Here is a 25838-nt window from a genome sequence, read left to right as displayed (position 1 = left end):
GCTGCGGCACCCGCCTTTCGTCGTCTCCGCCGGTAACGTGAAGGCGTGAGCATCGTTCCCGTCCCGCACACCGCGATCATCATCGTCGCCGCCGGCTCCGGCACCCGACTGGAGGCGCGCGCCCCGAAGGCGTTCGTCGGCATCGACAACCGCACGATCCTGCGCCACGCCCTCGACGGGGTGTTCGCGGCGCAGCCCCTGCAGGTCATCGTGGTCGCGCCGGCCGGGCACGAGGGCGATGCGCAGACCGAGCTTCTCGCCGCCGCGGGCGACCGCGCCGATCTCGGCCGCGTGGTCACGGGAGGCGCCACCCGTCAGGAATCCGTCGCCGCGGGGTTGGCGGCCCTCTGGGGTGACGTGACGACGGTGCTCGTCCACGATGCGGCGCGGGCGCTCACCCCGCCGTCCGTCATCGATGCGGTCGCCGCGGCCGTCACGGCGCAGGCGGCCGCGCTTCCGGTGCTTCCCGTCGTCGACACCCTCAAGCGGGTGGACGGCGGCGTCGTGACCGGCACCGTCGACCGCTCCGAGCTCGCCGCGGCGCAGACGCCGCAGGGCTTCCCGCGCGACGCGCTCGAGGCGGCGTACGCGCGTGCCGCCGAGGAGGGCGCGGAGTACACGGACGACGCGGCGCTGTTCGCCGCGGCCGGTCACACGGTCCGCCTCGTCCCTGGTTCGGAGCGATCGTTCAAGATCACGACTCCCGACGACCTCGAGCGTGCCAGGGCTCTCCTCGCGACGGCGCCCCCGAGCACGGGTGCTCGGCGAGACCGCGTCGCAGGCGCTCTACCGCGCGTGGGCGTCGGAACCGACGTGCACGCGTTCGGCGGCGAGGGCGACCTGTGGCTCGCCGGGCTGGAGTGGCCGGGCGAACAGCCGCTGTCGGGTCATTCCGACGGCGACGCGGTCGCGCACGCCATCGTCGACGCCCTGCTCGGCGCGGCGGGGCTGGGTGACATCGGCACCCACTTCGGCACGGCGCATCCGGAGTATGCGGGCGCGCACGCCGACGTGTTCCTGTCGGCGACGCGGCGGCTGCTCGCCGAAGCCGGCTTCTCGATCGGGAACGTCTCCGTGCAGTTCCAGGGCAACCGTCCGCGGTTCAGCGCCCGCCGTGTCGAGGCGGAGCGCGCGCTGTCGGCGGCGCTCGGGGGCGCTCCCGTGTCGGTCACTGCGACGACGACCGACGCCCTGGGCTTCCCCGGCCGCGGAGAAGGCATCGCGGTCACGGCCGTCGCACTCGTGGTGCCGGTGGACGGCCCGCACCGCTGAGCCGAGCGTATCCGCGACACGATCAGGAGCGCCGCGCGCCCGCCGAGTAGGCTTGACCGGTGACCCTCCGCCTCTACGACACCCGCGCACAGCTGCTGCGCGACTTCGTGCCTCTCGACTCCGAGAACATCACGATGTACGTGTGCGGACCGACGGTGCAGTCCGGACCCCACATCGGTCACGTCAGGGCCGCGCTGAGCTTCGACCTGCTGCGCCGGTGGCTCGAGCACCGCTACGGTCGCGTCACGTTCGTGCGCAACGTCACCGACATCGACGACAAGGTGCTGCAGAACGCCACACCGGAGGAGCCGTGGTGGGCGCTGGCGTATCGGATGGAGCAGGAGTTCACCGCGGCGTATGCGGGCATCGGCATCCTGCCGCCCACCTACGAGCCCCGTGCCACCGCCTCGGTGCCGCAGATGCAGGAGCTGATCACGCGCCTCATCGACCGCGGCCACGCTTATCCCGCGCCCGACGGCTGCGGCGACGTCTACTTCGACGTGCGGTCGTGGGCGCAGTACGGCGCGCTCACGCATCAGTCGGTCGACGCGATGGAGGCGGCGGAGGATGCGGACCCCCGGGGGAAGCGCAATCCGCAGGACTTCGCGCTCTGGAAGGCGTCGAAGCCGGATGAGCCGGCCGATGCCACGTGGCGTTCGCCGTGGGGTCTCGGGCGACCGGGATGGCACATCGAGTGCTCGGCGATGTCGAAGCGCTACCTCGGCGACGAGTTCGACATCCACGGCGGCGGGCTCGACCTCCGCTTCCCCCACCATGAGAACGAGCTCGCGCAGTCGACGGCGGCGGGGGACGGCTTCGCGCGGTACTGGGTGCACAACGGCCTGGTGACGGTGGACGGGCAGAAGATGTCGAAGTCGCTCGGCAACTTCACGCTCGCCCGTGACGTGCTCGACGCGCACGACCCGCTGGTGGTGCGCTATGCGCTCGCCGCCGCGCACTACCGCTCGAGCCTCGACCTGTCGGAGTCCTCGTGGGCGGAGGCGGAGGCGGCCCTCGGTCGTATCCGTACCTTCCTGGAGCGGTCGGCGCGTGTCGCGGAGGTGGACGCCGCCGAGAGTCGCGAAGACCTGCCGCCGGCCTTCGCCGCTGCGATGGACGACGATCTCGGCGTTCCCCAGGCGCTCGCGGTCGTGCACGAGACCGTGCGGGCGGGAAACTCCGCGCTCGACGTGGGAGACCGCGACGCGGCCGCGCAGGCGGCGCGCGCGGTGTCGGCGATGACGTCGGTGCTCGGTCTCCGACCGAGCGACGCCACGCCCGCGGGCGACGCCCGGGCGGCCGCACTGGACGCGCTGGTGCAGGAGATGATCACGCAGCGTGCGCAGGCGCGGGCGGACAAGGATTGGGCGGCGGCGGATCGCATCCGTGATGCGATCGCTGCCGCAGGAATCACGCTGGAGGACACTCCGGCCGGAACTCATTGGAGCATCGATGACTAAGCCAGGGCGCCCCGGCGCGAGCAAGGGCAAGAAGAAGGGCCCCACGAAGGGCACCGGTGGTCTCGGGCGCAAGGCGCTCGAGGGCCGCGGTCCCACCCCGAAGGCGGAGGACCGCGCATGGCACCCGGCCGGGAAGCGCAAGGCCGCGGCCGAGCGCTACGCCGCGGCGGGCGGTAAGGGCAAGCCCGGCGGGCGCCCGTCGGGTGGCAGCCCCAACCGCACGGCCCGTGCCAAGGACAACACCACCGACACCGAGACGGTGACCGGCCGCAACTCGGTGCTGGAGGCGCTGCGGGCCAAGATCCCGGCGTCGGCGATGTACATCGCGCAGCGCGTCGAGATGGACGATCGCGTCAAGGAGATGCTGTCGATCGCGACTCACCGCGACATCCCGGTGCTGGAGGTCACACGCCAGGAGCTCGACCGCATGGCGGGTTTCGACGGCGTGCACCAGGGCGTCGCGCTGAAGGTGCCGCCGTACGAGTACGCGCACCCGCAGGATCTGCTCGAGCAGGTCATCGACCGCGGGGATACGCCGCTGTTCGTGGCGCTCGACGGCGTGACCGACCCGCGCAACCTCGGCGCGATTATCCGCTCGACGGCGGCGTTCGGCGGCCACGGCATCATCCTGCCGCAGCGCCGTTCCGCCGGTGTCAACTCGGCGGCGTGGAAGACCAGTGCCGGTGCCGCCGCGCGCATCCCCGTCGCCCTCGCGACGAACCTCACCACGCAGCTCAAGGAGTTCAAGAAGCAGGGCGTGTTCGTGCTAGGGCTCGACGGCGATGGAGATGTGTCGCTGCCCGAGCTGCAGCTCGCGGATCGACCGGTCGTGATCGTCGTCGGCTCCGAGGGCAAGGGCCTGTCGCGTCTGGTGACCGAGACCTGCGACCAAATCGTCTCCATCCCCATCTCGGCGGCGACGGAGTCGCTGAACGCCGGGATCGCCGCGTCGGTCGCCCTGTACCAGGTGGCGACCGTCCGCGCGGCGGACTGACCGCACGAGAAAGGCAGAGCATGGCGCGCATCATCGTCCTCGGAGGAACCGGTTATGCCGGACGGCACATCGTGTCGGAGGCGGTGAGCCGCGATCATGCGGTCGTCGCGATCTCCCGCACGACGCCGTCCGACCCGGTCGCCGGCGCCGCGTACGTGCAGGGATCCGCCCTCGACGCGGCGTCGCTGCGGGAGGCTTTCGCGGGTGCGGATGCCGTGGTGTCCGCGCTGTCGCCCCGCGGTGACATGGAGGATCGGGTGCTCGAGGCCCTCACCACGGTGATCGGCGTGCTCGCCGGGACCGAGACACGGCTCGGTGTGGTCGGCGGTGCCGGCGGCAGCCTGGTCGCTCCGGAGGGGCCGAGGCTCTTCGACCTCGACTTCCCGGAGGAGTACAAGCACGAGGCGCAGGTGGGCATCGACTCGCTCGCGCTGCTCGAGGAGACCGATCCCGCGCTGGACTGGTTCTTCGTGCACCCCGCCGAGGTCTTCGGCCCCTGGGCCGAGGGGGAGCGGACGGGTCGCTACCGCGACGGCGGCGACGTGCTGGTGCGCGACGAGGAGGGGAAGTCGTACATCTCCGGCGCGGACTTCGCCGTGGCCGTCGTGGACGAGATCGAGCAGGGCAACCACCACCGCGAGCGGTTCACGGTCGGCTACTGAGGGCGGCGTTCAGACGAGGTCGCGCCAGTCGACCTCGTCCTCGTCATCGGCGAGCGAGAGCGTGCCGGTGATCACCGGGAGGCTCATGGTCTCGGTCGGCGGTCCCATGATGGTCGCTTCGTCGCGGCGGTGGCGCAGCACGTCGTTGATGTAGCTGGTCAGGACTTCCGCGAGGGGGATCGAGCGGCCCTGCGCCTGCGACAGGTACCAGCGGTGCTCCAACACCTGGTGGAACACCTCGGCGGGCTCCAGCTTGGCGCGCAGGTCGTAGGGGATGGCGCGGACGACGGGCTCGAACACGCGCGTGAGCCACTCATGCGCGTACATCTCCTCGTCCGCCCACTGCTTGGTCGAGCGGGCACGGAACTCGTCGAGGTCGTTGAGCAGGCGTCTCGCCTGGTTCTCCTCCACGTCGAGTCCCGTCAGCCGGATGAGGCGGCGCTGGTGGTGGCCGGCATCCACCACCTTCGGCTGGATCTCGACCACCGTCCCGTCGGCGGTCGTGGACATGGACATCTCGTCGATGTCGAAGCCGAGCGCGTTGAGGCGTTCGACGCGCTCGGTGATGCGCCATGTCTCCGCCGCTGAGAACGACTCCTGCGCCGTGAGCTCCGCCCAGAGCGAGCGGTAGGAGGACACGATGCCGTCGGCGATCGCGACCGCATCCACGCCGTGCTCGAGCCGACCGCCCGCCGCGAGGTCCATGATCTCGCCCGCGATGTTCGTCCTGGCGAGGTCGAGGTCGTACGCGCGCTGACCGTCCGTCAGGCCCTCCTCGTGCAGCTCGCCGGTCTCCGCATCCACGAGGTAGGCCGCGAACGCGCCGGCGTCGCGGCGGAAGAGGGTGTTCGACAGCGACACGTCGCCCCAGTAGAAGCCGACGTTGTGGAGGCGCACCAGGAGCAGGGCGAGCGCGTCGACGAGTCGCGTGGCCGTGTCGGGTCGGAGCACGCGTGTGAACAGCGCGCGATACGGCATGGAGAAGCGGAGGTGCGAGGTGACGAGCGCCGCGGGGAGGGGCTCGCCGGCGGCGTCGGTGCGCCCGGCGATCACGGCGACCCTGGCGACGCAGGGGACGTCGAGGCGGGCGAGGTTGCCGAGCATGTCGTACTCGCGCTGCGCCATCGCGGCGGTGGTCTCCTTGACGGCGACGACCCGACCGGAGAGGTCCGCGAAGCGCACGAGATGCCGGGACAGCCCCTTCGGCAGCGACACGATGTGCTCGGACGGCCACTTGGCGAGGCTGGTCGACCAGGGCAGCGCGAGGAGCCCCGGGTCGACGGTGCTGGCGGTGATGCGCAGCGACTCCTGCATGGATGCTCCTGAGGGGAAACGAGCGCGGCGCGGGCGACCGAAGTCAGCCCGCGCCGCGGATGGTGTGTCCGATCAGGCGGAGACGACCGGCTTGTCGTTCAGGCGGTCGCCCGTCTCCTGGTCGAAGGCGTGCACGTGACCGGCGTTGGCCGCGAGGGTCACGGTCTCGCCGGCGTTCGGGTGGTTGCGGCCGTCCACGCGGGCCACGAGGTCGGCGCGCTTGCCGTTGATCTCGGTGTGGCCGTAGAGGTAGCCGTCGGCGCCGAGCTCCTCGACGAGGTCGACGACGACCGACAGGCCCTTGCCGTCGGCCGGACCCACGGTGATGTCCTCGGGGCGGACGCCGACCGTGACCTGCGAGCCGTTGGCGCGGCCGACCGTGTCGCGGTCGAGCGGGACGACCTCGGTGCCGAAGCGCACGCCGCCGTCGGCGAGGTCCGCCGCGAACAGGTTCATGGCGGGGGAGCCGATGAAGCCGGCGACGAAGACATTGTTCGGCTTCTCATACAGGTCGCGCGGCGAGCCGACCTGCTGCAGCAGACCGTCCTTCAGCACGGCGATCCGGTCGCCCATCGTGAGCGCCTCGGTCTGGTCGTGCGTGACGTAGACCGTGGTGACGCCGAGACGGCGCTGCAGCGACGCGATCTGCGTACGGGTCTGCACGCGGAGCTTGGCGTCGAGGTTCGACAGCGGCTCGTCCATGAGGAACACCTGCGGCTGACGGACGATGGCGCGGCCCATCGCGACGCGCTGACGCTGCCCACCCGACAGGGCCTTCGGCTTGCGGGTCAGGTACTGCTCGAGGTCGAGGAGCTTGGCGGCCTCCAGGACACGGGCGGCGCGCTCCTCCTTGCCGACGCCGGCGATCTTGAGCGCGAAGCCCATGTTCTCGGCGACCGTCATGTGCGGGTACAGGGCGTAGTTCTGGAAGACCATCGCGATGTCGCGGTCCTTCGGCGGCACGTCGGTGACGTCGCGGTCACCGATCAGGATGCGGCCGGAGTTGACCTCTTCGAGGCCGGCGAGCATGCGGAGCGAGGTGGACTTACCACAACCGGAAGGGCCGACGAGGACGAGGAATTCACCGTCGCCCACCTCGAGGTTGAGCTTGTCGACGGCCGGACGGGTTCCGCCGGGGTAGAGGCGGGTGGCCTCGTCGAAAGTCACAGATGCCATCGTGTTTCTCCTTCACCGGCAGGTACGTGCCGGACGATCCGTAGTGAATGAAGCGGCGGAGTGACCCGCCGTGACCCGCCATCGGGTCGGGTTCAGTATGGCACGATCGGCCGTACCTGGGTATTTCTCAGCCTCACTGACTAGCATCGAATCCGGCCGCGTTCTGCGGCGATCGTCGCCGGGCGACGGTCGGGGCCAACCCGGACCCCCCGAGACTCAAGAGGAACGATGTCGAGCGACGAAACGCCGAACGTCCCCGCACCTCGCAATTCCCGCGAGGTCGTGCGGGAGAAGGCCCAGAAGGTGCACGCCCAGCAGTCGAGGGCCCGCCTGATGAGACGGATCATCATCGGCGCGGTCGCGGTGATCGCCGTCGGGGCCGTCGGCACCGCGGTGACCATGGCCGTGACGTCGCAGGTATCCAAGCCTCAGCTCAGCCCGAGCGGCATGGAGTCGGACGGCGTCGTGGTGACCGACATCTCGTCGATGGCCACCTCCGCCGAAGCCCCCGCCACGCCGACGCCCACGCCGTCCGAGGCCGGTGCCTCCGCTTCTCCCACGCCGGATCCGACCGCGTCTCAGGCTGTGGACGTGCACGTCTACGTCGACTATCTGTCGCCCGATGCGGGGAAGTTCGAGCGCGCGAACGCGCGACTGCTCGCGCAGTGGATCGAGGACGGCGCGGCGACAGTGAGCTATCACCCCGTCGCGCTGCTGACGGCCAGCTCCAACGGCACGAAGTACTCGCTGCGCTCGGCCGCAGCTGCGGCGTGCGTCGCGACGCACTCGCCCGACCAGTTCTACGCGTTCAATCACGACCTGCTCGACGATCAGCCCGAGGTCGGCAGCGACGGTCTCTCCGATCAGGAGCTGGCGAACCTCGCTGGAGCGGTCGGCGTCGACAACGGGAAGGTCGTCCGCAAGTGCATCGAGGAGGGCGACTTCGTGAACTGGGCGAAGGAAGCGACCACGCGGGCGCTCAAGGGTCCGCTCGCCGGTTCCGACGACCTGGTCCTCACCGCCGCGCCGATGATCGTCGTGAACGGCGAGGCCTATGTGGGGGCGCTCGACGACCCGCAGGAGCTGTCCACGTTCGTGATGTCGGTGGCGAGCGAGGCGTACTACGAGTCCACCTCGACCCCCACTCCGACGCCGTCGGCCACGTCGACGCCCGCGCCGTAATCGAGCGGCGCCTCCGCCATCGCTAAGCTGATGGCACCCGCCGACTTGGCGCAATTGGTAGCGCACCGTACTTGTAATACGGGGGTTACGGGTTCGAGTCCCGTAGTCGGCTCCGGACGGCAACGCCCGCCATCCCTGTATTTCCGGGGGATGGCGGGCGTTGCGTCTCACAGCTCGGCGGGGCTCAGGTAGTGGAACACGGTGCGGATGGCGGTGCCGTCGATGGTGTGAATGGCCAGCCCCGGCATCGCCGTGTCGTCCGCGATCGGATTGAGCCTGCTTCCCAGTCGCATCGTGGAGACGATGCCCGGGGCACCGAGCACCGGTACCCCGGCGAACGACGCGGCGAGGGCGGAGTGCACGTGCCCGGTCAGGACGCCGATGATTCGTGCGTTCCCCACGATCAGCGCCTCCAGGTCGCTCGTGTTCTCGAGATTCCACCCGTCGGCGACATCATGCCCGACGGGCACCGGTGGATGGTGCAGTGCGAGAAGGGCGGTGCCGGGGGCCGAGCTCGCTGCGTGCCGCGCGAAGTCGATCGTGTCCGGCGTGAGGTGGCCTTCGACGCGAGCATCGAGGTGCGAGTCCAGCCCGATGACGCGCACCTCGCCCACGTCGATGAAGCCCGACAGGGCCGGGTTGAGACCGGCCTGGGCCTGGGAGTGGAGCATCGTCTCGCTGTGGTCGTGATTCCCGGGTACGAAGATCGTCGGTATGTCCACCGGGAGGGTCGCGAACAGTTGGGCGTACTCCTCGGCGGCGCCGTGGTCGGCAAGATCGCCGCTGAGGACGATCGCATCGACGTCGGGCAGGGAGGACACCGCTGCGAGCACTGCCTCGAGCCGGCGCAGTCGGTGCGGAGATGTGTCCAGATGCGGGTCGCTGAGGTGCGCGATCAGAGTCATGAGTCGCCCTCCTGTCGCTGGGGTGTGTCCACGAGGCCGAGGAACCCGCGGACGGCGGCGCGCATCATCTGCTCGTCCCCCGTGGCTCGCGACAGGACATACCCGCCCTGGATCACCGCGACCGCGGCCGTAGCCCGGTCGCGCGCGACGCCCCCATCGAGCCCCTGCTCTTCGAAGACGTCGGCGACGAGACCGATGAGGTCGAGGAAGTAGCGGGCGACGGAGGCGCTGAGCTCCTCGTCGGCCGCGACGAAGGGGTCAGCCGTGAGGCGACCGATACGGCACCCCGAGGTCGCCTCGCGGGGACGTTCGAGGTACGCGGCGATCCTCGCTCGCGACTCGGTGTGGGCGTTCAGGGCGTCGGAGGACGATGCCAACGCTTCATCCACCGAACGGCCGACGGCAGCGAGCGCCAGGTCGCGCTTCGAAGGGAAGTGGTGATAGAGGCTCCCGTGTCCCACACCGCTTCGCTCGATGACTTGCCGCGGGGTGGTCGCCGCCACCCCGTTGGCGGCATACAGCTGTTGCGCCGCGCGTAGCAGGGATTCCCTCGCATCTGTGCTCATAGAAGGATCATGCCATACCTAGAGGTAGGTATGGGGAGGTCGTGCACTGCCGCGGTCGCGCCATTTGCGTAACACTTTGGCGAGTGTTATGTTACTTATGTGCAGGTGGCCGGCACCCCGCCCCGGCCACCTGCGCGCATCTGTTCAGGCCTCCTACGGCCGCCCCGTTCGCAGGAGGCTGACGATGGACGTTCCCGAGTGGCAGCAGGGCTACCCGTATTCGGAAAAGCTCTCCCGCGCGGAATACGAGACCGAGAAGCGCCTCCTCCAGATCGAGCTGCTCAAGCTGCAGGCGCATGTGAAGCACAGCGCGGAGCGGGTGTTGGTCCTGTTCGAGGGGCGCGACGCAGCCGGCAAGGGCGGGGCCATCAAGCGCTTCATGGAGCATCTCAACCCTCGCGGGGCCCGGGTCGTCGCGCTCGACAAGCCGACCGACGCCGAGCGCACGCAGTGGTACTTCCAGCGGTACGTGGCCCATCTGCCGTCCGGCGGTGAGATGGTCCTCATGGACCGTTCCTGGTACAACCGCGCCGGGGTCGAGCGCGTCATGGGGTACTGCACCGATGAGGAGTACCAGGAGTTCCTCCGAACCGCTCCGGAATTCGAGCGGATGCTGGTGGGCTCGGGCATCCGGCTGATCAAGCTCTGGTTCTCGGTGGGTGAGGCGGAGCAGCGCCGCCGGTTCGACCGCCGTCGCGAGGATCCGGTGAAGCAGTGGAAGCTGAGCCCCACCGACATCGCGAGCATGGACAGGTGGGCCGACTACACCACGGCGAAGGAAGCGATGTTCTTCCACACGGACACCCCGGTCACGCCGTGGATCGTGGTGCGCTCGAACGACAAGAAGCGCGCACGGCTCGAGGCCATCCGCTACGTGCTGTCGCGCTTCGAATACGACGGAAAGGACGCGCGGGTCGCACACGCGCCGGACAGCCGTCTCGTCGGGCGTCCGTCGCAGATCTACGACCAGGGCGAGTCCGCCGCGTAACGACGGTGACGGAGCGGCGTCACGCGGGAATGCCGAGTATCGCGATCGCGGTTGTGATGAGCATGACCCGCATCGGCAGCAGTGACCTCGACGTCTTCCCCCTCGCCCTCGGTGGCAACGTGTTCGGCTGGACCGCCGATCGCGACGCATCCTTCGCCGTCCTCGACGCCTATGTCGACGGTGGCGGCGACTTCATCGACACAGCGGACTCGTACAGTGCGTGGGTCCCGGGGAATCGGGGCGGGGAGAGTGAGGAGATCATCGGGGAGTGGCTGGCTTCCCGCCGTCCGCGGGGTGTCGTCGTCGCGACGAAGGTGAGCCAGCATCCGGACTTCTCCGGGCTCTCCGCGACCACGGTGCGCGCCGCAGCGGAGGCGTCACTGACGCGGCTGGGCGTCGACGAGCTGGACCTGTACTACGCGCACTTCGACGACGAGACCGTTCCGCTGGAGGAGACGGTCGCCGCGTTCGGCCAGCTGGTCAGCGACGGCCTCGTGCGACACGTGGGGGTGTCGAACTACTCGGCCGAGCGCATTCGCGAGTGGGTCGACATCGCCGGGCGGCTCGGGGTCGCGCAGCCGATCGCGATCCAGCCGCACTACAACCTCGTGCACCGTAACGTCGTGGAAGACACCATCATCCCGGTCGCCGAGGAGTTCGGACTCGGGCTGGTGCCCTACTACGCCCTGGCGAGTGGGTTCCTCACCGGGAAGTATCGCTCGACCGACGCCAGCGGCGAGGCGTCGCCGAGGGCCGCGGGTGCCGCGCGCTACGCCACCGACCAGGGCCTGCGCGTCCTCGACGCGCTCGGTGAGGTCGCGCACGCCCGCGGAAGCTCGATCGCCGCGGTGTCGCTCGCCTGGCTCCGGGCCCAGCCGACCGTGGTCGCCCCGATTGCGAGCGCCCGCTCCGTGGATCAGGTGCCCGACCTGCTGGAGGGCGCACGGCTCGAGCTGTCGTCCGACGAGGTGCACCGTCTGAACGATGTCTCGGCGTGGACGCCGACCTCCGCCGCCTGAGTCGTCAGTCGCCGACGAGTCCGAGCCGATGCGCGAGGATGACCGCGTGGATGCGATCGCGGGCGTCGAGCTTGGCCAGCACCCGGCCCACGTGCGTCTTGACGGTGGACTCGCCCACATAGAGAGCGCGCGCGATCTCGGCATTGGTCAGGCCCTGACCGATCGCCAGGAACACCTCCTGCTCCCGGTCGGTCAGCGAGGCGTAGCGGGACGCATCCGCGCGGTCGGGCTCCGCCGGTGTTCCGGATCCGAGCCGCGGCCCCACGTGCTCGAGCAGCAGGCGGGTGATGCGGGGGGAGAGCGCGGCGTCCCCACGGTGCACGGCCCGCACCGCTGCGAGCATCTCGCGGCGCTGCGCGTCCTTGAGGAGGAACCCGCTCGCTCCCGCGCGGATCGCCCCGAACGCGTACTCGTCCAGGTCGAAGGTCGTGAGCACGAGCACGCGGGTCTCCGGGTGGTCGCGCACGATGGCCGACGTGGCGGCGATGCCGTCGAGTTCGGGCATCCGGATGTCCATGAGCACGAGGTCGGGCGCAAGGGCCGCGCTCTGGGCGATCGCCGCGCGGCCGTCCTTCGCCTCCCCGACGACCACGATGTCGGGTTCGGACTCGAGCACCATCCGGAAGCCGAGGCGGATCAGCTCCTGGTCGTCGACGAGGAGCACGCGGATCGGCGATGTCATGAGGGGTCCTCCGGGGTGGGTGTCGTCGCGGGGACGACCGGGCTGAGGGGCAGTCGGGCGTGCAGGCGCCATCGGCCGGGACCGTCCGGTCCGGAGTGCAGCCGGCCGTGGACATGCGCCGCGCGTTCGGTGAGTCCGCGGAGGCCGAAGCCGCCCGCGCCGACGTCGGTGCCGGAGACGCCGTCGTTGACCACCTCGACGCGGACCTCGTCGTCGGAATAGCCGATCGAGACACCGATCATCGAGACGGCAGGAGCGTGGCGCATGGCGTTCGTCACCCCCTCCTGCACGATCCGGCCCAGTGCGTGGGCGACGGACGGCGGGACGTCGGCGGTGCCCGTCACCGTGAGCGTCACCGGGTACCCCGCGCGCTGGGCGGCTTCGACCGTCTCCCGCGGCTGGGCGGGCTCGACCGGCGCGAGGGGGAGCGGCGAGTCGTCGTCGCGCAGCACGCCCAGCATCGATCGCATCTCCGCCAGCGCGCTCCTGGCCGTCTCGGCAGCGGTCGAGGCTGCCGCGCGGGCCTGCGTGTGATCGGGGGTCGCGGCCGCACCCTCCGACAGGGCGACGATCACCGTCAGCGAGTGCGACACGATGTCGTGCATCTCGCGGGCGATCCGCGCGCGCTCCGCGGCCGCCGCCAGCTGGGCCTGTTGATCGCGTTCGACCAGGAGTTGCCGCGATCGGTCGATCACCGCGTCGATGTATCGCTGGCGATTGCCGACGTTCACGCCGATCAGAGTGCCGATGAGACCGAGGACCACGGTGCTCAGGACCGTGTTGAGGCCCGACTGGAGGGTGACGCCACCGGTCAGCAGCAGCGCGCCGGCGACCGCCGACACCGCGGCGACACCCCAGCCGAAGGCCGCCCAGGCCGCGCGCGACGACCCGTGGACGGCGAGGGAGAAGCCCGCGATCAGGAGCAGCGGGCTGCTGCCCGGAGAACCCGCGAGCAGAAAGAACACGTCGAGTGCATACGCCGCGACCGCCGGGAGCAGCGGGAGCCGCCGCCGCCACAGCAGCGTGGCACAGGCGGCGAGGACGGCCAGGGGCCAGACGATCGCACGGACGACGGCCCACGGCTCCGGCAGAGCGTCCAGACGCGCGGCCGGTGTCAGCGTGAGCAGGACGCAGAGCGCCGCGAGGAGGACGTCGGCGACCACGGGGTGCCGCGCCCAGAAACGTCGGAACACCCCGGGCGGACGCGGAAGCCGCAGCTCCTCGTCCTCACGGATCGAGTCGCTGCGGCTGCGCGTTCTCCTCACGGGCCGACTCTACGCGTCGCGCGTGCGCAGGACCGCCCATGCGGCCAGCAGCGCTCCGACCACCCAGCAAGCGAGCGTCAGAAAGGCGACGGGGGCCTCGAGCGCCGCTCCCTCACCCGGGAGGATCGCGCTCTGCGCGGCCGCCACCGGAAGATAGGTCGCGGCGTCCACCACCCACGCCCACGCCTCACCGGCCATCGAGAAGAAGTTCCCGACGATCGGCAGCACGAACAGCAGGCCGACCGTCGCGGCGATCGCGCCGGCGCCCGAGCGCAGGATGAACCCGAACGCGACGCCGATCAGTGCGAACACCGACATCGACAGCGATGCGACCAGGATCGGCAGGAACGACGCCGACGGGTCGGACCAGTCGATGCTCTGATCGCGGGAACCGACGATCATCCCGACCGCCACGGCCGCGACACCGAAGATCACGAGCGAGGACACGAACAGGAACAGCGCCAGCACGAGCGACTTCGCGAGCAGGACGGCCCCGCGCACCGGAACGGCCGTGAGCGTCGAGCGGATCATGCCGGTCGAGTACTCGCCGGTCACCGCGATCGCGCCGATGATTCCCGCCAACAGCATCGTGAACTGGATCGGCATGACCACGGCCTGGATGGGTTCGAACCCCGGAACGTCCACCGCCTGGGCGATCAGCATGGCGATGCCGATCGTGAGGACGGCGGCGATCGCGATGGACCACCACGTGGAGCGCAGCGTGGTGAGCTTGATGGTCTCGCTGCGGACGGCCCGGAAGAAGGTGAGCCGGCGACCGGTGTCGACGCGCGGTGTCGTGGCGACGGGGGCCTGCGTGGTCATGAGAGCTCCTTCGTGCGGTACTCGACGGCGTCGCCGGTGAGAGCGAGGTAGGCGTCCTCGAGAGAGCCGGTGGTGGGCGTGAGTTCGTGCAGGGGGATACCGCGTTCGGCAGCCAGGTCGCCGATGCGTGCGGCCGGGAGACCGACGATGTCGAGCAGATCCGGCGCGGAGCTGACGATCTCGACGTCCGGCGCCCCCACGGCCGCGGCGAGCTCCGCGGGACGCGGCGTGCGCACCCGAACGGTGTTCCTGGTCCACGAACGCACGAGGTCCGCGAGGGGAGCATCGGCGAGGACACGCCCGCGTCCCATCACGATCACGTGGTCGGCGGTCTGCGCCATCTCGCTCATCAGGTGGCTCGACAGCAGCACGGTCCGCCCCTCCGAGGCGGCGTGGCGCACGAACTGCCGCACCCAGCGCACACCCTCGGGGTCGAGACCGTTGACCGGCTCGTCGAGGATCAACGTATGCGGGTCACCCAGTAGAGCCGAGGCGATGCCGAGGCGCTGGCCCATGCCCAGGGAGAACTTCCCGGCGCGCTTGCGGGCGACGGAGCCGATGCCGGCGAGGTCGATCACCTCGTCGACCCGCGAGTCGGGGATGCCGTGGGTCGCGGCCATCGCCCGCAGATGATTCCTGGCGCTGCGCCCGGTGTGCACGGCCTTCGCGTCGAGGAGCACCCCGACCTCGGTGAGCGGGGCGCGGAGCTTGCGGTATTCGCGCCCGCCGACGGCAGCGCGACCCGAGGTGGGCCGGTCGAGTCCGACGATCAGGCGCATGGTCGTCGACTTCCCGGCACCGTTCGGGCCGAGGAACCCGGTGACCGTGCCCGGCCGGACGGTGAACGACACGTCATCGACGGCTGTCTTGTCTCCGAACCTCTTGGTGAGGCCTTCTGCTGTGATCATGTCGTCCACGCTACGGACGGCGCCCGCCGCGCGCGTCCGCCCGCGGTACCTTTCCGCGCGCTCCGCATCCTCCCCCGGATGGATGAGAGACCGCTTGCACCGGGGTGCCGTCCGGGGCAACCATGCTGCGCCCGGGAGCGCCGTGAGCCGTCGGGTTCCGGGGCTCGGATAGGGTCGACGGGTGACAGACGCCCGTCGACTCCCCGCGCCCCTGGCCCTCGGCGGAGCCGTCGCCATCGGCGTCATGACCGCCATCCAGGCGCGGATCAACGGGGTGCTGGGCGTACGGGTCGACAACGGCATCGTCGCGGGCTTCCTCTCCTTCTCGGTCGGGCTCGTGGCGCTCGCGGTCGTGATCGCGCTCCTGCCGTTCGCCCGTCGCGGTGCCGTACGGCTATGGCGGGGGATCCGCGGGCGCTCCGTCCCGTTCTGGATGCTCCTCGGCGGCGCGTGCGGGGCCCTCACGGTCTCGACGCAGGGGCTCACAGCGGGCGTCCTCGGCGTCTCGCTGTTCACGGTCGGCGTGGTGGCGGGGCAGACGCTCCACGGCCTGGTGCTGGACCGGATCGGCTTCGGGCCCGCGGGCGTCGTCGCGGTGACCCCCGGTCGCCTGCTCGGTGGGGCGCTGGCGCTCGCCGCGGTCGCGATCTCCCTGTCGGGCGACGTCCTGGCGTCCGCTCCGCTGTGGATGCTGGTGCTGCCGTTCCTCGCGGGAGTGGGCATCGCCTGGCAGGCCGCGACCAACGGGCGTTTGGCGCAGCGCGTGCAGTCGCCCATCGCCGCCACGCTCATGAGCTTCATCGCCGGCACGGTCGTGCTCGCGGTCGCCGCGGCCCTGAGCGTCGCGCTGCGCGGAGCGCCGGACCCCCTCCCGGCCGAGCCGTGGCTCTACCTCGGCGGGTTCCTCGGTGCCGCGTACATCCTGCTCGGCGCGTTCATCGTGGCTCACACGGGTGTGCTGCTGATGGGGCTCGGCTCGGTGCTGGGCCAGCTGGTGACCTCGGTGGTGATCGACGTGCTGTGGCCTGCGGAGGCGGGACCGGCGCTGTGGCAGGTGATCGCGATGGTCGTCGTCGCGGTGGCGTCGGTCGTCGTGGCAGTGCCGCGGCGTCGTCGCCGGTGACTACGCGGGGTTCTCCTTCGCGGCCTTCTTCTTCGCCTTCTTGGCGGCCTTCTTCGCCTTCTTCTTCGCCTTCTTCTTCGCCTTCTTGGTGGCCTTCTTCTCCGCGTTCGCCTCGGCCTTCTTCTCGTTCTCGGCGGGCTCGGCGGCGGCGACGGCCGGTTGGGTCGAGGGGAGACGCGTCAGCAGTCTGCGCGCGTCGACGGCCTTGCGTCGGCCCGGCGACTTCCCCGGCGGTTTGTCGCCGACGTACAGCCAGCCCAGCAGCTCCTCGTCGTCGGCGAGGCCGTGCATCGCCGCGACCGGCTGCGACCGCGTGTAATGTCCGGTGCGCCAGATCACACCCCACCCTGCTTCGTCCAGCAGGAGGCTGAGCACGTGGGCGACGCCGGAGGCGACGGCCTCCTGCTCCCACCGCGGCACCTTCTCGCTCGGCTGGTAGCTGGCCACCACCGCGATCAGCAGGGGGGCGCGCAGCGGCTTCGTCGAGGGGGAGTCGTCGCCCTGCGCCTGGGCGATCGCTGCTCCGAGGGCCTCTCGATCGGCGCCGCGCAGCTCGATCAGCCGCCACGGTCGCAGCGAGGAGTGATCGGCGACGCGTCCGGCCGCGGCCACCAGGGTCAGCAGTTCTTCCCGCCCGGGCGCGGTGTCTCCGACCTTCGACCAGGACTGTCGTGCGCGGACGGCGTCGAGCGCGCTCACGACTCGTCTGGTGTGAAGTTCAGCGCGATCGAGTTCATGCAGTAGCGGTCGCCCGTGGGAGTGCCGAAGCCGTCGGGGAACACGTGCCCGAGGTGTGAGCCGCACGCGGCGCAGCGGACCTCGGTGCGCACCATGCCCAGGCTGTCGTCCTCCAGGAGCTCAACGGCGTCGGGCCGGATCGACTCGTAGAAGCTGGGCCACCCGCACCCGGAGTCGAACTTGGTGCCGCTCTTGAACAGCTCGGCGCCGCACGCTCCGCACGTGTACAGGCCGGCGCGCTCCTCGTCGAGCAGTTCTCCGGTCCAGGCGCGCTCGGTCGCGGCCTGGCGCAGCACCGCGTACTGCTCTTCGCCGAGCTCCTTGCGCCACTCGTCTTCGGTCTTGTCCACGCTGTACGACATTGCGTCCTCCTCGGGTCCTCTCCATTCTCCACGCTGCGGCGGTGTCTCGGCGCTGCGCGTCAGAATGGACGCATGACCGACCCGATCCGGGAGCGCTATGCCCGCTTCGCGCGCGACGAAGCCCCCGGGCGCAGCCCCCTGTACGGGGAGTGGGCGGCCGGCGTCAGCGATGACGAGCAGCTGCGCGATGTGCTGCGTCGCATCCCGGAGACGCACCGCCAGCCACCGCTGGTGTTCGCGGTGTCCCGGCTGCTCGGCGCCCCGCTCGAGGACTACGCGGCGTGGCGCGCCTTCGTCCTGGCGCACGCCGACGTGCTCGTGGCCGAGTGCGCGGCGCGGTCCCTGCAGACGAACGAGCCGCTGCGGCTGGCGGCGCTGCTCCCGGTCCTCTCCGAGATCGAGGGGCCGATCGCGCTTCTCGAGCTCGGCGCATCGGCCGGTCTCTGCCTGTACCCCGACCGGTACTCGTATCGCTACGTGACGGCCGAGGGCTCCGAACGGCTCGCCGTCGACCCGCACGACGGTCCCTCCCCGGTCGTGCTGCAGAGTCGGGTGACGGGGACGATGCCGAGTGTTCGCCTGCCCGAGGTCGTGTGGCGGGGCGGCATCGATCTCGCACCGCTCGATGCCGCGGACGACGGAGACCGGCGGTGGCTGCGCGGGCTCGTGTGGCCGGGGGAGTCCGGGCGCGAGCGCCGCATCGAGGCCGCGCTCGACATCGCTGCAGCCGATCCACCGCTGCTGCTCGCCGGCAACGCGGCCGAGAGGCTCGAGGAGCTCCTGGCGATGGTGCCTGTGGGTGCCACCCCCGTCGTCACGACGCCCGGGGTGCTCGTCCACATCCCCCGCCGTGCGCGCGAGGCTCTCGTCGCGCAGATCCAGGGGCTGCCGGCGCGATGGATCACGATCGACCCACCCGGACTGCTCGACGTGTGGCGGCCGTCCGTGGACGCGACGACATGGTCCGGCTTCGTGGTCGCGCTCGACGGCAGGGTGCGGGCGGCGGCCGACCCGCTCGGGCGATGGTGGGAGTGGCGCGCGGGCGATGGCGTCACCGCGTCCTAACCTGGAGCCATGCTCGGAGACCTCACGGAACGCGACCGCGCGATCCTCGCCCTCGAAGCCGCCTGGCCGCGGCATGGCGGCATGAAGGAAGAGGTCATCCGCAGCACCCTCGGCATGAGCGCGGCGCGCTACTACCAGCTGCTCGGACGACTCATCGACTCCGAGGCGGCCCTGGCGTTCGACCCGGTCCTGGTGCGGCGGCTGCGACGGCTCCGCGACACCCGGGGCACCCGACGGGCGGCGCGCATGCCCGGCTTCGTCGGCTGACGGACCCGCTTCGCTCCGCTCGCTGGCCTCCGTCGCGGATTGCCAGCATCGTGCCGCTAGCATCGAGGGGTGTCCAAGCCCTCCCGTGACCGATTCGATGACGTTCCCCGCGCCTCCGGACGCGTCGGGGCCCACCGCGCGGAGGCTCCGGGCATGAACGGCTGGGTGGTCCTGCTGTGGTCCTTCGTGGCTGCGCTCGTTCTGATCATCGCCGGGATCTTCGGTTCGCTGGTCGTCATGGGGCGCATCGAGCTGTTCCCCGAGGCAGGCCCCAGCGCGGTGCCGACACCGGAGGAGACGGGTGTGATCGACCCGAGCTACTCGGTCATGATCCTCAACGCGACCCCTGATTCCGGCCTCGACGACCAGATGCGTGACACTCTCATCAATGCCGGCTGGCCGGCGGGGATCGTGTTCGCCACGGACAGCGCGAGCGACGACTTCGCCACGACGACCATCTACTACGTCGACGACGCGGACGAGCAGGCGGCCGTGGGTCTCGCCGGGGTGATCGGGGGCGCTGCGGTGAAGCAGGACGACTTCTACGCCGATCTGAACGAGACGGGCGGCAAGCAGCTCACCGTCGTGATCGGCCTCGATCGCTCAGCGTCGGCGCCGGAGCAGTCCGAGGAGACTCCCGCTCCCTGACGCCCCTCCACAGGCGGGCGACGCGGCTTGCACTCGATGGTGTCGAGTGCCAGAATGGCGTTAGCACTCTCTCACTCTGAGTGCTAAACCCACCGTCTACGTCCAGGAGGGACGACAAAACTCATGGCAAAGATCATCGCCTTCGATGAGGAGGCCCGCCGCGGCCTCGAGCGTGGCCTCAACATCCTCGCCGACGCGGTCAAGGTGACCCTCGGCCCGCGTGGTCGCAACGTCGTGCTCGAGAAGAAGTGGGGCGCCCCCACGATCACGAACGACGGTGTCTCCATCGCCAAGGAGATCGAGCTGGACGACCCGTACGAGAAGATCGGCGCGGAGCTCGTCAAGGAGGTCGCCAAGAAGACCGACGACGTCGCCGGTGACGGCACGACGACCGCCACGGTGCTCGCCCAGGCCCTGGTCCGCGAGGGTCTGCGCAACGTCGCGGCCGGCGCCGACCCCATCTCCCTCAAGCGCGGCATCGAGAAGGCCGTCGCCGCCATCACCGAGGAGCTGCTGAGCAGCGCGAAGGAGATCGACTCCAAGGAGCAGATCGCCGCGACCGCGTCCATCTCGGCGGCAGACCCGGCCATCGGCGAGCTGATCGCCGAGGCGATCGACAAGGTCGGCAAGGAGGGTGTGGTCACCGTCGAGGAGTCGCAGACCTTCGGCACCGAGCTCGAGCTCACCGAGGGCATGCGCTTCGACAAGGGCTACCTGAACCCGTACTTCGTCACGGACCCGGAGCGCCAGGAGGCCGTGTTCGAGGACCCGTACATCCTCATCGCCAACCAGAAGGTCTCGAACATCAAGGACCTCCTGCCCATCGTCGACAAGGTGATCCAGGACGGCAAGGAGCTCGTCATCATCGCCGAGGACGTCGAGGGCGAGGCTCTGGCGACGCTCGTGCTGAACAAGCTCAAGGGCATCTTCAAGTCGGTCGCCGTCAAGGCTCCCGGCTTCGGCGACCGTCGCAAGGCGCAGCTGCAGGACATCGCGATCCTCACCGGCGGCCAGGTCATCACCGAAGAGGTGGGCCTGAAGCTCGAGAACGCGACGCTCGACCTGCTGGGTCGTGCCCGCAAGGTCATCGTCACCAAGGACGAGACCACGATCGTCGAGGGTGCCGGCGAGGCCGACCAGATCGAGGGTCGCGTCACGCAGATCCGTCGCGAGATCGAGAACACCGACAGCGACTACGACCGCGAGAAGCTGCAGGAGCGCCTGGCGAAGCTCGCCGGTGGCGTGGCCGTCATCAAGGCGGGCGCTGCGACCGAGGTCGAGCTCAAGGAGCGCAAGCACCGCATCGAGGACGCCGTGCGCAACGCGAAGGCGGCCGTCGAGGAGGGCATCGTCCCCGGTGGTGGCGTCGCGCTCATCCAGTCCGGCACCAAGGCGCTCGACGCCCTGTCCCTCGAGGGTGACGAGGCGACCGGTGCGAACATCGTCCGCGTGGCGATCGAGGCTCCGCTCAAGCAGATCGCCCTCAACGCCGGTCTCGAGCCGGGTGTCGTCGCCAACAAGGTCTCCGAGCTCCCCGCGGGCCAGGGCCTCAACGCCGCCAGCGGCGAGTACGGCGACATGTTCGCACAGGGCATCATCGACCCGGCGAAGGTCACGCGCTCCGCGCTGCAGAACGCCGCGTCGATCGCCGGCCTGTTCCTGACGACGGAGGCCGTCGTCGCCGACAAGCCGGAGAAGGCTGCCGCTCCCGTGGGTGACCCCTCGGGTGGCATGGACTTCTGATCCCGCTGCATCCACAGAAAGCCCCCGGCTCCGGCCGGGGGCTTTCTGGTGTTCACGGGAAGTGAAGCCGACGCTCAGCGGAACATGCTCGCCGAGTACTGGTCGGCGTCGGCGTACTGCGTCGCGACGGAGCCGAGCGATGTGCCGATGCCGTCGAGCACCTGCTCGACGTGGAGCTGCGCGCCCTGCCACTGCTCGGCACACCCCTGGAACGCATTGGACGCGGTTCCCACCCACGACGACTGCAACTGCCTGAGCTGCGCCATGAGCGTCGATGACTCGGCACGCAGACGCTCGATGGTCGCGCGGGTGGAGGCGTGCGCGGCGTGCATGGCATCGGTGTCGACGGTGAATACGGTCATGAGGAACTCCTTCATCTCGGAGCTTCCGACGGTAGGTGAGGCCACGTCGATGGAGCGGACGGGAGGCGGGTCACCCCTGCGTCCTGGGGACACCTCGTCCGCTCACGACTCCGTGCAGAGCCAGCGCCACGCGTCGCAGTCAGGGCAGGTCGAGCGGGTCGAGCGGTTGCGTGTCTTCGAGCAGGTGGGCCGGCGTAGCCTGGGCCGGTGCCAGGGGCAGCGTGACCGTGAAGGTCGCTCCGCCCCCCGGGCTCTCGGAGACCGCGATGTCGCCGTTGAGCGCCTTCAGGATGGAGGCCACGATCGCCAGGCCCAGCCCGGATCCGCCGGTCTCCCTCGCCCGCGAAGTGTCCGCTCTCCAGAACCGCTCGAAGATCTGCTCCCGGATCTGCGGCGGCACGCCTTCGCCGTGATCGACGATGGCGATACTCGCCGTTCCCGCCAGGCGATCCGAGTCCACGACGATCTCGATGGGGCTGTCGGCGGGGGAGAAGCGCCGCGCGTTGCCCAAGAGGTTGGTCACGACCTGGCGCACCTTGTTCTCCTCGCCGAGCACGATCGGCGGTGTCCGCACGGGAATGTCCTGCACCTCGCTGAAGTCGATGGCCGGCGGTTCCTCGTTCTGCTTGGCGCGGCGGCGCAGCCGGGACAGCGGTGCGAGCGGCCGCACGCGCGGGGTCGTGCGCTCGGGCTCGATCGGGACGATCGGCGTGCGCACCGGTGCCGTGGGGACGTTCTCCAGCGTCCGGTCGATCACCGAGACCACCCGGCCGGGTGCTGCCGCCCGTACGTCGAGCGCCGCGTCGCGCGCGATCGGCCGGAGGTCGAGCGGCTCGATCGTGGGCTCGCGCTCCTCATCGAGCCGAGCCAGCGCCAGCAGGTCTTCCACCAGCACCCCCATCCGGATCGCTTCCTTCTCGATGCGCTCCATGGCCCTGGCGGTGTCCTCTTCGCCCGTGATCGCGCCCATGCGATAGAGCTCGGCGTAGCCGCGGACACTCACGAGCGGGGTGCGCAGCTCGTGGCTCGCGTCTCCGATGAAGCGTCGCATGTGCTGCACGGTCCGGTCGCGCTGCGCGAGGGAGCGATCGACGCGGTCGAGCATCGTGTTGATCGCGGCATTGAGGCGGCCCACCTCGGTGGTCGGTTCCAGGTCGGTGAGGCGCTGTCGGAAGTCGCCCGCCGCGATCGACATGGCGGTCTGCTCGACCTGCCCCAGCCGCCGGAACGTCAGCGTCACCAGGCCGCGCGTGAGCAATGCGGCGACGAAGATCGTGATCAGCGCGATCGTGATGTAGATGCCGAAGTACTGGCTGATGATGCGATCGGCCTCGGCCAACGGCAGAGCGACCATCTGGATGCTGAGCGGCGTGCCCTCCTGCTGCACCAGGGCGACGGCCCCGTGGTAGACGCTGCCGTTGTCCCCCTCGAGCGCGAGCACCTTGTCCTCGTTCGCCTGCGCCTCCGAGAGCGAGTACTCCGCGGGGAAGAAGGGGGCACGACCCGACGCGCTGGGGGCCGTCGCGCGCAGCGCGCCCTCCGCGTCGTACACCGCGAAAGAGAAGTCGCGGGGCTTCTCGTCGCGGGGCGTGTAGGTCGTGACGCCGTCGATCGTCGTGGTGTCGAAGTAGCGCTCGATCAGATCGCTCGTGACGAGGGCAGGAAGTTGCGCGTTGATGTTCTCCACGAGCGCGTTGCGGAGCAGCGGAACCGTGCCGATCCCGGCCACCAGCAGACCGAGCGCGAGCACGGCGACCGTGACGCCGGTGACCTTGGCGCGGAGGCTGATCCGCCGCCACCACGTGGTCACCGCATCCGGCTCGTGCGCCATGCGGCCCTCCCTGCTGTGGCGATCCCGCCGTCGAGGGCGGATCCGTGCGACGTCGTCAGACCGTCTTGCCGACCTTGAGCATGTAGCCGAAGCCGCGCTTCGTCTGGATCAGCGACTCCTCCGTGTGCGGGTCGATCTTCCGACGCAGGTAGGAGATGTAGCTCTCGACGATGCCGGCATCGCCGTTGAAGTCGTACTCCCAGACGTGGTCGAGGATCTGAGCCTTCGACAGCACCCGGTTGGGGTTGAGCATCAGGTAGCGCAGGAGCTTGAACTCGGTGGGGCTCAGCTCGATCGGCTCCTTGCCGACGTAGACGTCGTGGGTGTCCTGATCCATCGACAGCTCGCCGGCGCGGATGATCGACTCCTCGTCGGCCTGCATGGTGCGACGGAGGATGGCCTGGGCGCGGGCGACGATCTCGTCGAGGCTGAACGGCTTGGTGACATAGTCGTCGCCGCCGGCGTTGAGGCCTTCGATCTTGTCGTCCGTGCCGTCCTTGGCGGTGAGGAACAGGATGGGAGCGGTGAAGCCGGCGCCGCGGAGGCGCTTGGTCACGCTGAAGCCGTTCATGTCCGGCAGCATGACGTCCAGGATGATGAGGTCCGGCTCCTCCTCGAGGACGGCCGAGATCGTGGCGGCGCCGTTGGCGACCGTCTTCACCTGGAACCCGGCGAAGCTGAGACCCGTGGAGAGCAGGTCGCGGATGTTGGGCTCGTCGTCGACGACCAGGATGCGCGCAGCAGTCATGTCCCCATTATGGTGACTTCGGCCATGCGGTTGCTGATTACCTTCGGAGCGCCGGAAGCCGCGCCGCCGAGGCTAGGCGGCCGCGGCGATCGCGTCCGCGTCCATGATCGTGTAGCTGTAGCCCTGCTCGGCGAGGAACCGCTGGCGGTTCTGCGCATAGTCCTGGTCGATCGTGTCCCGAGCGACGAGCGTGTAGAAGCTCGCCGTGTGTCCGGACTGCTTGGGACGCAGGAGCCGTCCGAGCCGCTGGGCCTCCTCCTGCCGTGAGCCGAACGAGCCGGACACCTGGATGGCGACCGAGGCCTCGGGCAGGTCGATGGAGAAGTTCGCCACCTTCGACACCACGAGAAGTGAGATGTCGCCCTCGCGGAAGGCGCGGTACAGCTCCTCGCGCTCCTCGACCGGCGTCGATCCGGTGATCTGCGGTGCGTTCAGCGCATCGGACAGCGAGTCGAGCTGATCGAGGTACTGGCCGATCACGAGGATCTGCTCTCCCTCGTGCTTCGCGATCAGCTCGCGGACGGCGTCGATCTTGGCGGGCGCCGACGCGGCGAGGCGGTAGCGTTCGTCATCGGTCGCCGCGGCGTACTCCAGCCGGTCGCTCGGCGGAAGGTCCACGCGCACCTCGTAGCAGACGGCCGGGGAGATGAACCCTTGCGCCTCGATCTGCTTCCAGGGAGCGTCGAAGCGCTTCGGCCCGATCAGGCTGAAGACGTCGCCCTCGCGGCCGTCCTCACGGACGAGCGTCGCGGTCAGGCCGATGCGGCGGCGGGCCTGGAGGTCGGCGGTCAGCTTGAACACCGGCGCGGGCAGGAGGTGGACCTCGTCGTACACGATGAGGCCCCAGTCCAAGGCGTCGAGCAGCGCCAGGTGCGCGTACTCGCCCTTCCGCTTGGCGGTGAGGATCTGGTAGGTCGCGATGGTGACCGGCTTGACCTCCTTCGACTGCCCCGAGTACTCGCCGATCTCCTCCGGTGTGAGGCTGGTGCGCTTGAGCAGCTCGTCGCGCCACTGTCGCGCCGAGACCGTGTTGGTCACGAGGATCAGCGTCGTCGTCTTCGTCGCGGCCATGGCTCCGGCCCCGACGATCGTCTTGCCCGCGCCGCAGGGGAGGACCACGACGCCGGAGCCGTCCTTCGCGAAGGCGTCGACCGCGTCCTGCTGGTACGGGCGGATGTGCCAGCCGTCCTCGGCGAGCTCGATCTCATGCGGAGTGCCGGGCGTGTAGCCCGCGAGGTCCTCCGCGGGCCAGCCGATCTTCAGCAGCTCCTGCTTGATCTGTCCGCGGGCCCACGCGTCGACCACGAAGGTCTCGGGAGTCGGGTGGCCGATCAGCAGCGGCTGGATGCGCTTGTTGTTCGCGACCTGCGCCAGCACGGCGGGATCGGTCGACCGCAGGATCAGCACGCCCTCGTCGTCGCGCTCGATGACGAGCCGCCCGTAGCGGTTGACGGTCTCGCGCAGGTCGACGGCGACCGACGGGGGCACCGGGAAACGCGACCAGCGGTCGAGTGTCTCCAGCATGTCTTCTGCCGTGTGCCCTGCGGCTCGCGCGTTCCACAGTCCCAGGCGGGTGATGCGGTACGTGTGGATGTGCTCCGGCGCGCGTTCCAGCTCGGCGAAGATCGCGAGCTCGTGTCGGGCGCTCTCGGCATCGGCGTGGGCGACCTCGAGCAGCACGGTGCGGTCGCTCTGGACGATCAGGGGGCCATCAGACATAGCTGCCCAGTCTACCG

The 25838-nt window shown here is 70.0% G+C and carries 26 protein-coding genes, 1 tRNA gene and 1 pseudogene; 13 read left to right on the top strand and 15 right to left on the bottom strand.

Annotation, left to right across the window (positions count from 1 at the left end):
• Positions 1-45: 45 nt before the first annotated feature.
• From ispD to ACWGQ1_RS01780, 4 genes are read left to right on the top strand one after another with little or no spacing between them, the layout of a single operon-like run.
• Positions 46-1272, top strand: coding sequence for a 2-C-methyl-D-erythritol 4-phosphate cytidylyltransferase (gene ispD / locus ACWGQ1_RS01795; RefSeq protein ID WP_452312240.1), 1227 nt, complete (start codon positions 46-48; stop codon positions 1270-1272).
• A 59-nt stretch (positions 1273-1331) separates the two neighbouring features.
• Complete coding sequence (gene cysS, locus ACWGQ1_RS01790) at positions 1332-2732, top strand: cysteine--tRNA ligase (protein ID WP_452312239.1); 1401 nt, start codon at positions 1332-1334, stop codon at positions 2730-2732.
• Positions 2725-3726, top strand: a complete 1002-nt coding sequence (gene rlmB, locus ACWGQ1_RS01785; RefSeq protein ID WP_136031502.1) for a 23S rRNA (guanosine(2251)-2'-O)-methyltransferase RlmB — start codon at positions 2725-2727, stop codon at positions 3724-3726. Before cysS ends, rlmB begins: the two co-directional genes overlap by 8 nt.
• A 20-nt stretch (positions 3727-3746) precedes the next feature.
• The gene (locus tag ACWGQ1_RS01780; protein ID WP_136031504.1) at positions 3747-4388 is read left to right on the top strand and encodes an NAD(P)-dependent oxidoreductase; all 642 of its coding nucleotides are present in this window, start codon (positions 3747-3749) and stop codon (positions 4386-4388) included.
• Between the two features lie 9 nt (positions 4389-4397).
• Here the strand turns inward: ACWGQ1_RS01780 and ACWGQ1_RS01775 are convergent, their stop codons facing one another.
• Together ACWGQ1_RS01775 and ACWGQ1_RS01770 are read right to left on the bottom strand one after the other, a co-directional pair.
• Positions 4398-5702, bottom strand: coding sequence for a DUF4032 domain-containing protein (locus ACWGQ1_RS01775; RefSeq protein ID WP_136031506.1), 1305 nt, complete (start codon positions 5700-5702; stop codon positions 4398-4400).
• A 72-nt stretch (positions 5703-5774) separates the two neighbouring features.
• Positions 5775-6878, bottom strand: coding sequence for an ABC transporter ATP-binding protein (locus ACWGQ1_RS01770; protein WP_136031508.1), 1104 nt, complete (start codon positions 6876-6878; stop codon positions 5775-5777).
• 228 nt (positions 6879-7106) lie between these two features.
• Between ACWGQ1_RS01770 and ACWGQ1_RS01765 the strand changes: the two genes are divergently transcribed.
• On the top strand, positions 7107-8060 hold the full coding sequence (locus tag ACWGQ1_RS01765) for a thioredoxin domain-containing protein (RefSeq protein ID WP_452312238.1): 954 nt from the start codon (positions 7107-7109) through the stop codon (positions 8058-8060).
• 39 nt (positions 8061-8099) lie between these two features.
• A tRNA-Thr gene (locus ACWGQ1_RS01760) sits at positions 8100-8172 on the top strand.
• A 55-nt stretch (positions 8173-8227) separates the two neighbouring features.
• Here ACWGQ1_RS01760 and ACWGQ1_RS01755 read toward each other — a convergent pair.
• The 3 genes and pseudogenes from ACWGQ1_RS01755 to ACWGQ1_RS01745 all read right to left on the bottom strand — a co-directional run.
• Positions 8228-8965, bottom strand: a complete 738-nt coding sequence (locus tag ACWGQ1_RS01755) for a metallophosphoesterase (RefSeq protein WP_452312237.1) — start codon at positions 8963-8965, stop codon at positions 8228-8230.
• Complete coding sequence (locus ACWGQ1_RS01750) at positions 8962-9342, bottom strand: LmrA/YxaF family transcription factor (RefSeq protein WP_240744569.1); 381 nt, start codon at positions 9340-9342, stop codon at positions 8962-8964. Before ACWGQ1_RS01750 ends, ACWGQ1_RS01755 begins: the two co-directional genes overlap by 4 nt.
• A 36-nt stretch (positions 9343-9378) precedes the next feature.
• Positions 9379-9531, bottom strand: a pseudogene (locus ACWGQ1_RS01745) (TetR/AcrR family transcriptional regulator); the annotation flags it as partial.
• 184 nt (positions 9532-9715) lie between these two features.
• Between ACWGQ1_RS01745 and ppk2 the strand changes: the two are divergent.
• The gene (gene ppk2 / locus ACWGQ1_RS01740; protein ID WP_206252979.1) at positions 9716-10519 is read left to right on the top strand and encodes a polyphosphate kinase 2; all 804 of its coding nucleotides are present in this window, start codon (positions 9716-9718) and stop codon (positions 10517-10519) included.
• Positions 10520-10581: 62 nt separating this feature from the next.
• On the top strand, positions 10582-11538 hold the full coding sequence (locus tag ACWGQ1_RS01735; protein WP_452312304.1) for an aldo/keto reductase: 957 nt from the start codon (positions 10582-10584) through the stop codon (positions 11536-11538).
• Between the two features lie 4 nt (positions 11539-11542).
• On the opposite strand, the gene ACWGQ1_RS01730 is transcribed toward ACWGQ1_RS01735, so the two are convergent.
• The 4 genes from ACWGQ1_RS01730 to ACWGQ1_RS01715 are packed head-to-tail and all read right to left on the bottom strand — an operon-like array spanning position 11543 to position 15215.
• Entirely contained in the window at positions 11543-12220 is a 678-nt protein-coding gene (locus ACWGQ1_RS01730) for a response regulator (RefSeq protein ID WP_452312236.1), read from the bottom strand.
• Positions 12217-13485: a histidine kinase gene (locus ACWGQ1_RS01725; protein ID WP_452312235.1), complete on the bottom strand. Its 1269-nt coding sequence runs from the start codon at positions 13483-13485 to the stop codon at positions 12217-12219. The genes ACWGQ1_RS01730 and ACWGQ1_RS01725 overlap by 4 nt, the downstream gene beginning before the upstream one ends.
• A 9-nt stretch (positions 13486-13494) precedes the next feature.
• Positions 13495-14307 (bottom strand): ABC transporter permease, encoded by an 813-nt coding sequence (locus ACWGQ1_RS01720; RefSeq protein ID WP_136031522.1) that lies wholly within the window; start codon positions 14305-14307, stop codon positions 13495-13497.
• Complete coding sequence (locus ACWGQ1_RS01715; protein ID WP_136031524.1) at positions 14304-15215, bottom strand: ABC transporter ATP-binding protein; 912 nt, start codon at positions 15213-15215, stop codon at positions 14304-14306. The genes ACWGQ1_RS01720 and ACWGQ1_RS01715 overlap by 4 nt, the downstream gene beginning before the upstream one ends.
• A gap of 211 nt (positions 15216-15426) precedes the next feature.
• On the opposite strand from ACWGQ1_RS01715, the gene ACWGQ1_RS01710 reads away from it, so the two are divergent.
• Positions 15427-16338, top strand: a complete 912-nt coding sequence (locus tag ACWGQ1_RS01710; RefSeq protein ID WP_136031603.1) for a DMT family transporter — start codon at positions 15427-15429, stop codon at positions 16336-16338.
• On the opposite strand, the gene ACWGQ1_RS01705 is transcribed toward ACWGQ1_RS01710, so the two are convergent.
• Together ACWGQ1_RS01705 and msrB are read right to left on the bottom strand one after the other, a co-directional pair.
• Positions 16339-17037, bottom strand: coding sequence for a nitroreductase family protein (locus tag ACWGQ1_RS01705; protein ID WP_452312234.1), 699 nt, complete (start codon positions 17035-17037; stop codon positions 16339-16341). It abuts the gene before it with no gap.
• Positions 17034-17438 carry a peptide-methionine (R)-S-oxide reductase MsrB gene (gene msrB / locus ACWGQ1_RS01700; RefSeq protein WP_136031528.1) on the bottom strand — a complete coding sequence of 135 codons (405 nt, stop codon included), beginning with the start codon at positions 17436-17438 and terminating at the stop codon, positions 17034-17036. Before msrB ends, ACWGQ1_RS01705 begins: the two co-directional genes overlap by 4 nt.
• A gap of 72 nt (positions 17439-17510) precedes the next feature.
• On the opposite strand from msrB, the gene ACWGQ1_RS01695 reads away from it, so the two are divergent.
• From ACWGQ1_RS01695 to groL, 4 genes are all read left to right on the top strand, one after another.
• A complete protein-coding gene (locus ACWGQ1_RS01695) occupies positions 17511-18503 on the top strand; it encodes a DUF2332 family protein (protein ID WP_452312233.1) in 993 nt (330 codons plus the stop codon).
• A gap of 9 nt (positions 18504-18512) precedes the next feature.
• Positions 18513-18770: a DUF3263 domain-containing protein gene (locus tag ACWGQ1_RS01690; RefSeq protein WP_136031532.1), complete on the top strand. Its 258-nt coding sequence runs from the start codon at positions 18513-18515 to the stop codon at positions 18768-18770.
• A 69-nt stretch (positions 18771-18839) separates the two neighbouring features.
• Positions 18840-19418: a LytR C-terminal domain-containing protein gene (locus tag ACWGQ1_RS01685; protein WP_206252986.1), complete on the top strand. Its 579-nt coding sequence runs from the start codon at positions 18840-18842 to the stop codon at positions 19416-19418.
• Positions 19419-19541: 123 nt separating this feature from the next.
• Positions 19542-21161, top strand: coding sequence for a chaperonin GroEL (groL, locus tag ACWGQ1_RS01680; protein ID WP_136037073.1), 1620 nt, complete (start codon positions 19542-19544; stop codon positions 21159-21161).
• Positions 21162-21235: 74 nt separating this feature from the next.
• Here the strand turns inward: groL and ACWGQ1_RS01675 are convergent, their stop codons facing one another.
• The 4 genes from ACWGQ1_RS01675 to ACWGQ1_RS01660 form a co-directional block, all read right to left on the bottom strand.
• Positions 21236-21523, bottom strand: a complete 288-nt coding sequence (locus ACWGQ1_RS01675; protein WP_136031536.1) for a WXG100 family type VII secretion target — start codon at positions 21521-21523, stop codon at positions 21236-21238.
• A 139-nt stretch (positions 21524-21662) separates the two neighbouring features.
• Positions 21663-23354, bottom strand: a complete 1692-nt coding sequence (locus ACWGQ1_RS01670) for a sensor histidine kinase (RefSeq protein ID WP_136031538.1) — start codon at positions 23352-23354, stop codon at positions 21663-21665.
• Positions 23355-23409: 55 nt separating this feature from the next.
• A complete protein-coding gene (locus tag ACWGQ1_RS01665) occupies positions 23410-24102 on the bottom strand; it encodes a response regulator transcription factor (RefSeq protein WP_136031539.1) in 693 nt (230 codons plus the stop codon).
• Positions 24103-24174: 72 nt separating this feature from the next.
• Positions 24175-25821 (bottom strand): DNA repair helicase XPB, encoded by a 1647-nt coding sequence (locus ACWGQ1_RS01660; protein WP_136046254.1) that lies wholly within the window; start codon positions 25819-25821, stop codon positions 24175-24177.
• Between the last annotated feature and the right edge of the window lie 17 nt (positions 25822-25838).

The organism is Microbacterium sp. NPDC055599 (assembly GCF_053618975.1).
The sequence above is the reverse complement of the archived record's forward strand: the minus strand, read 5'-3'. Positions and strand labels throughout refer to the sequence as shown.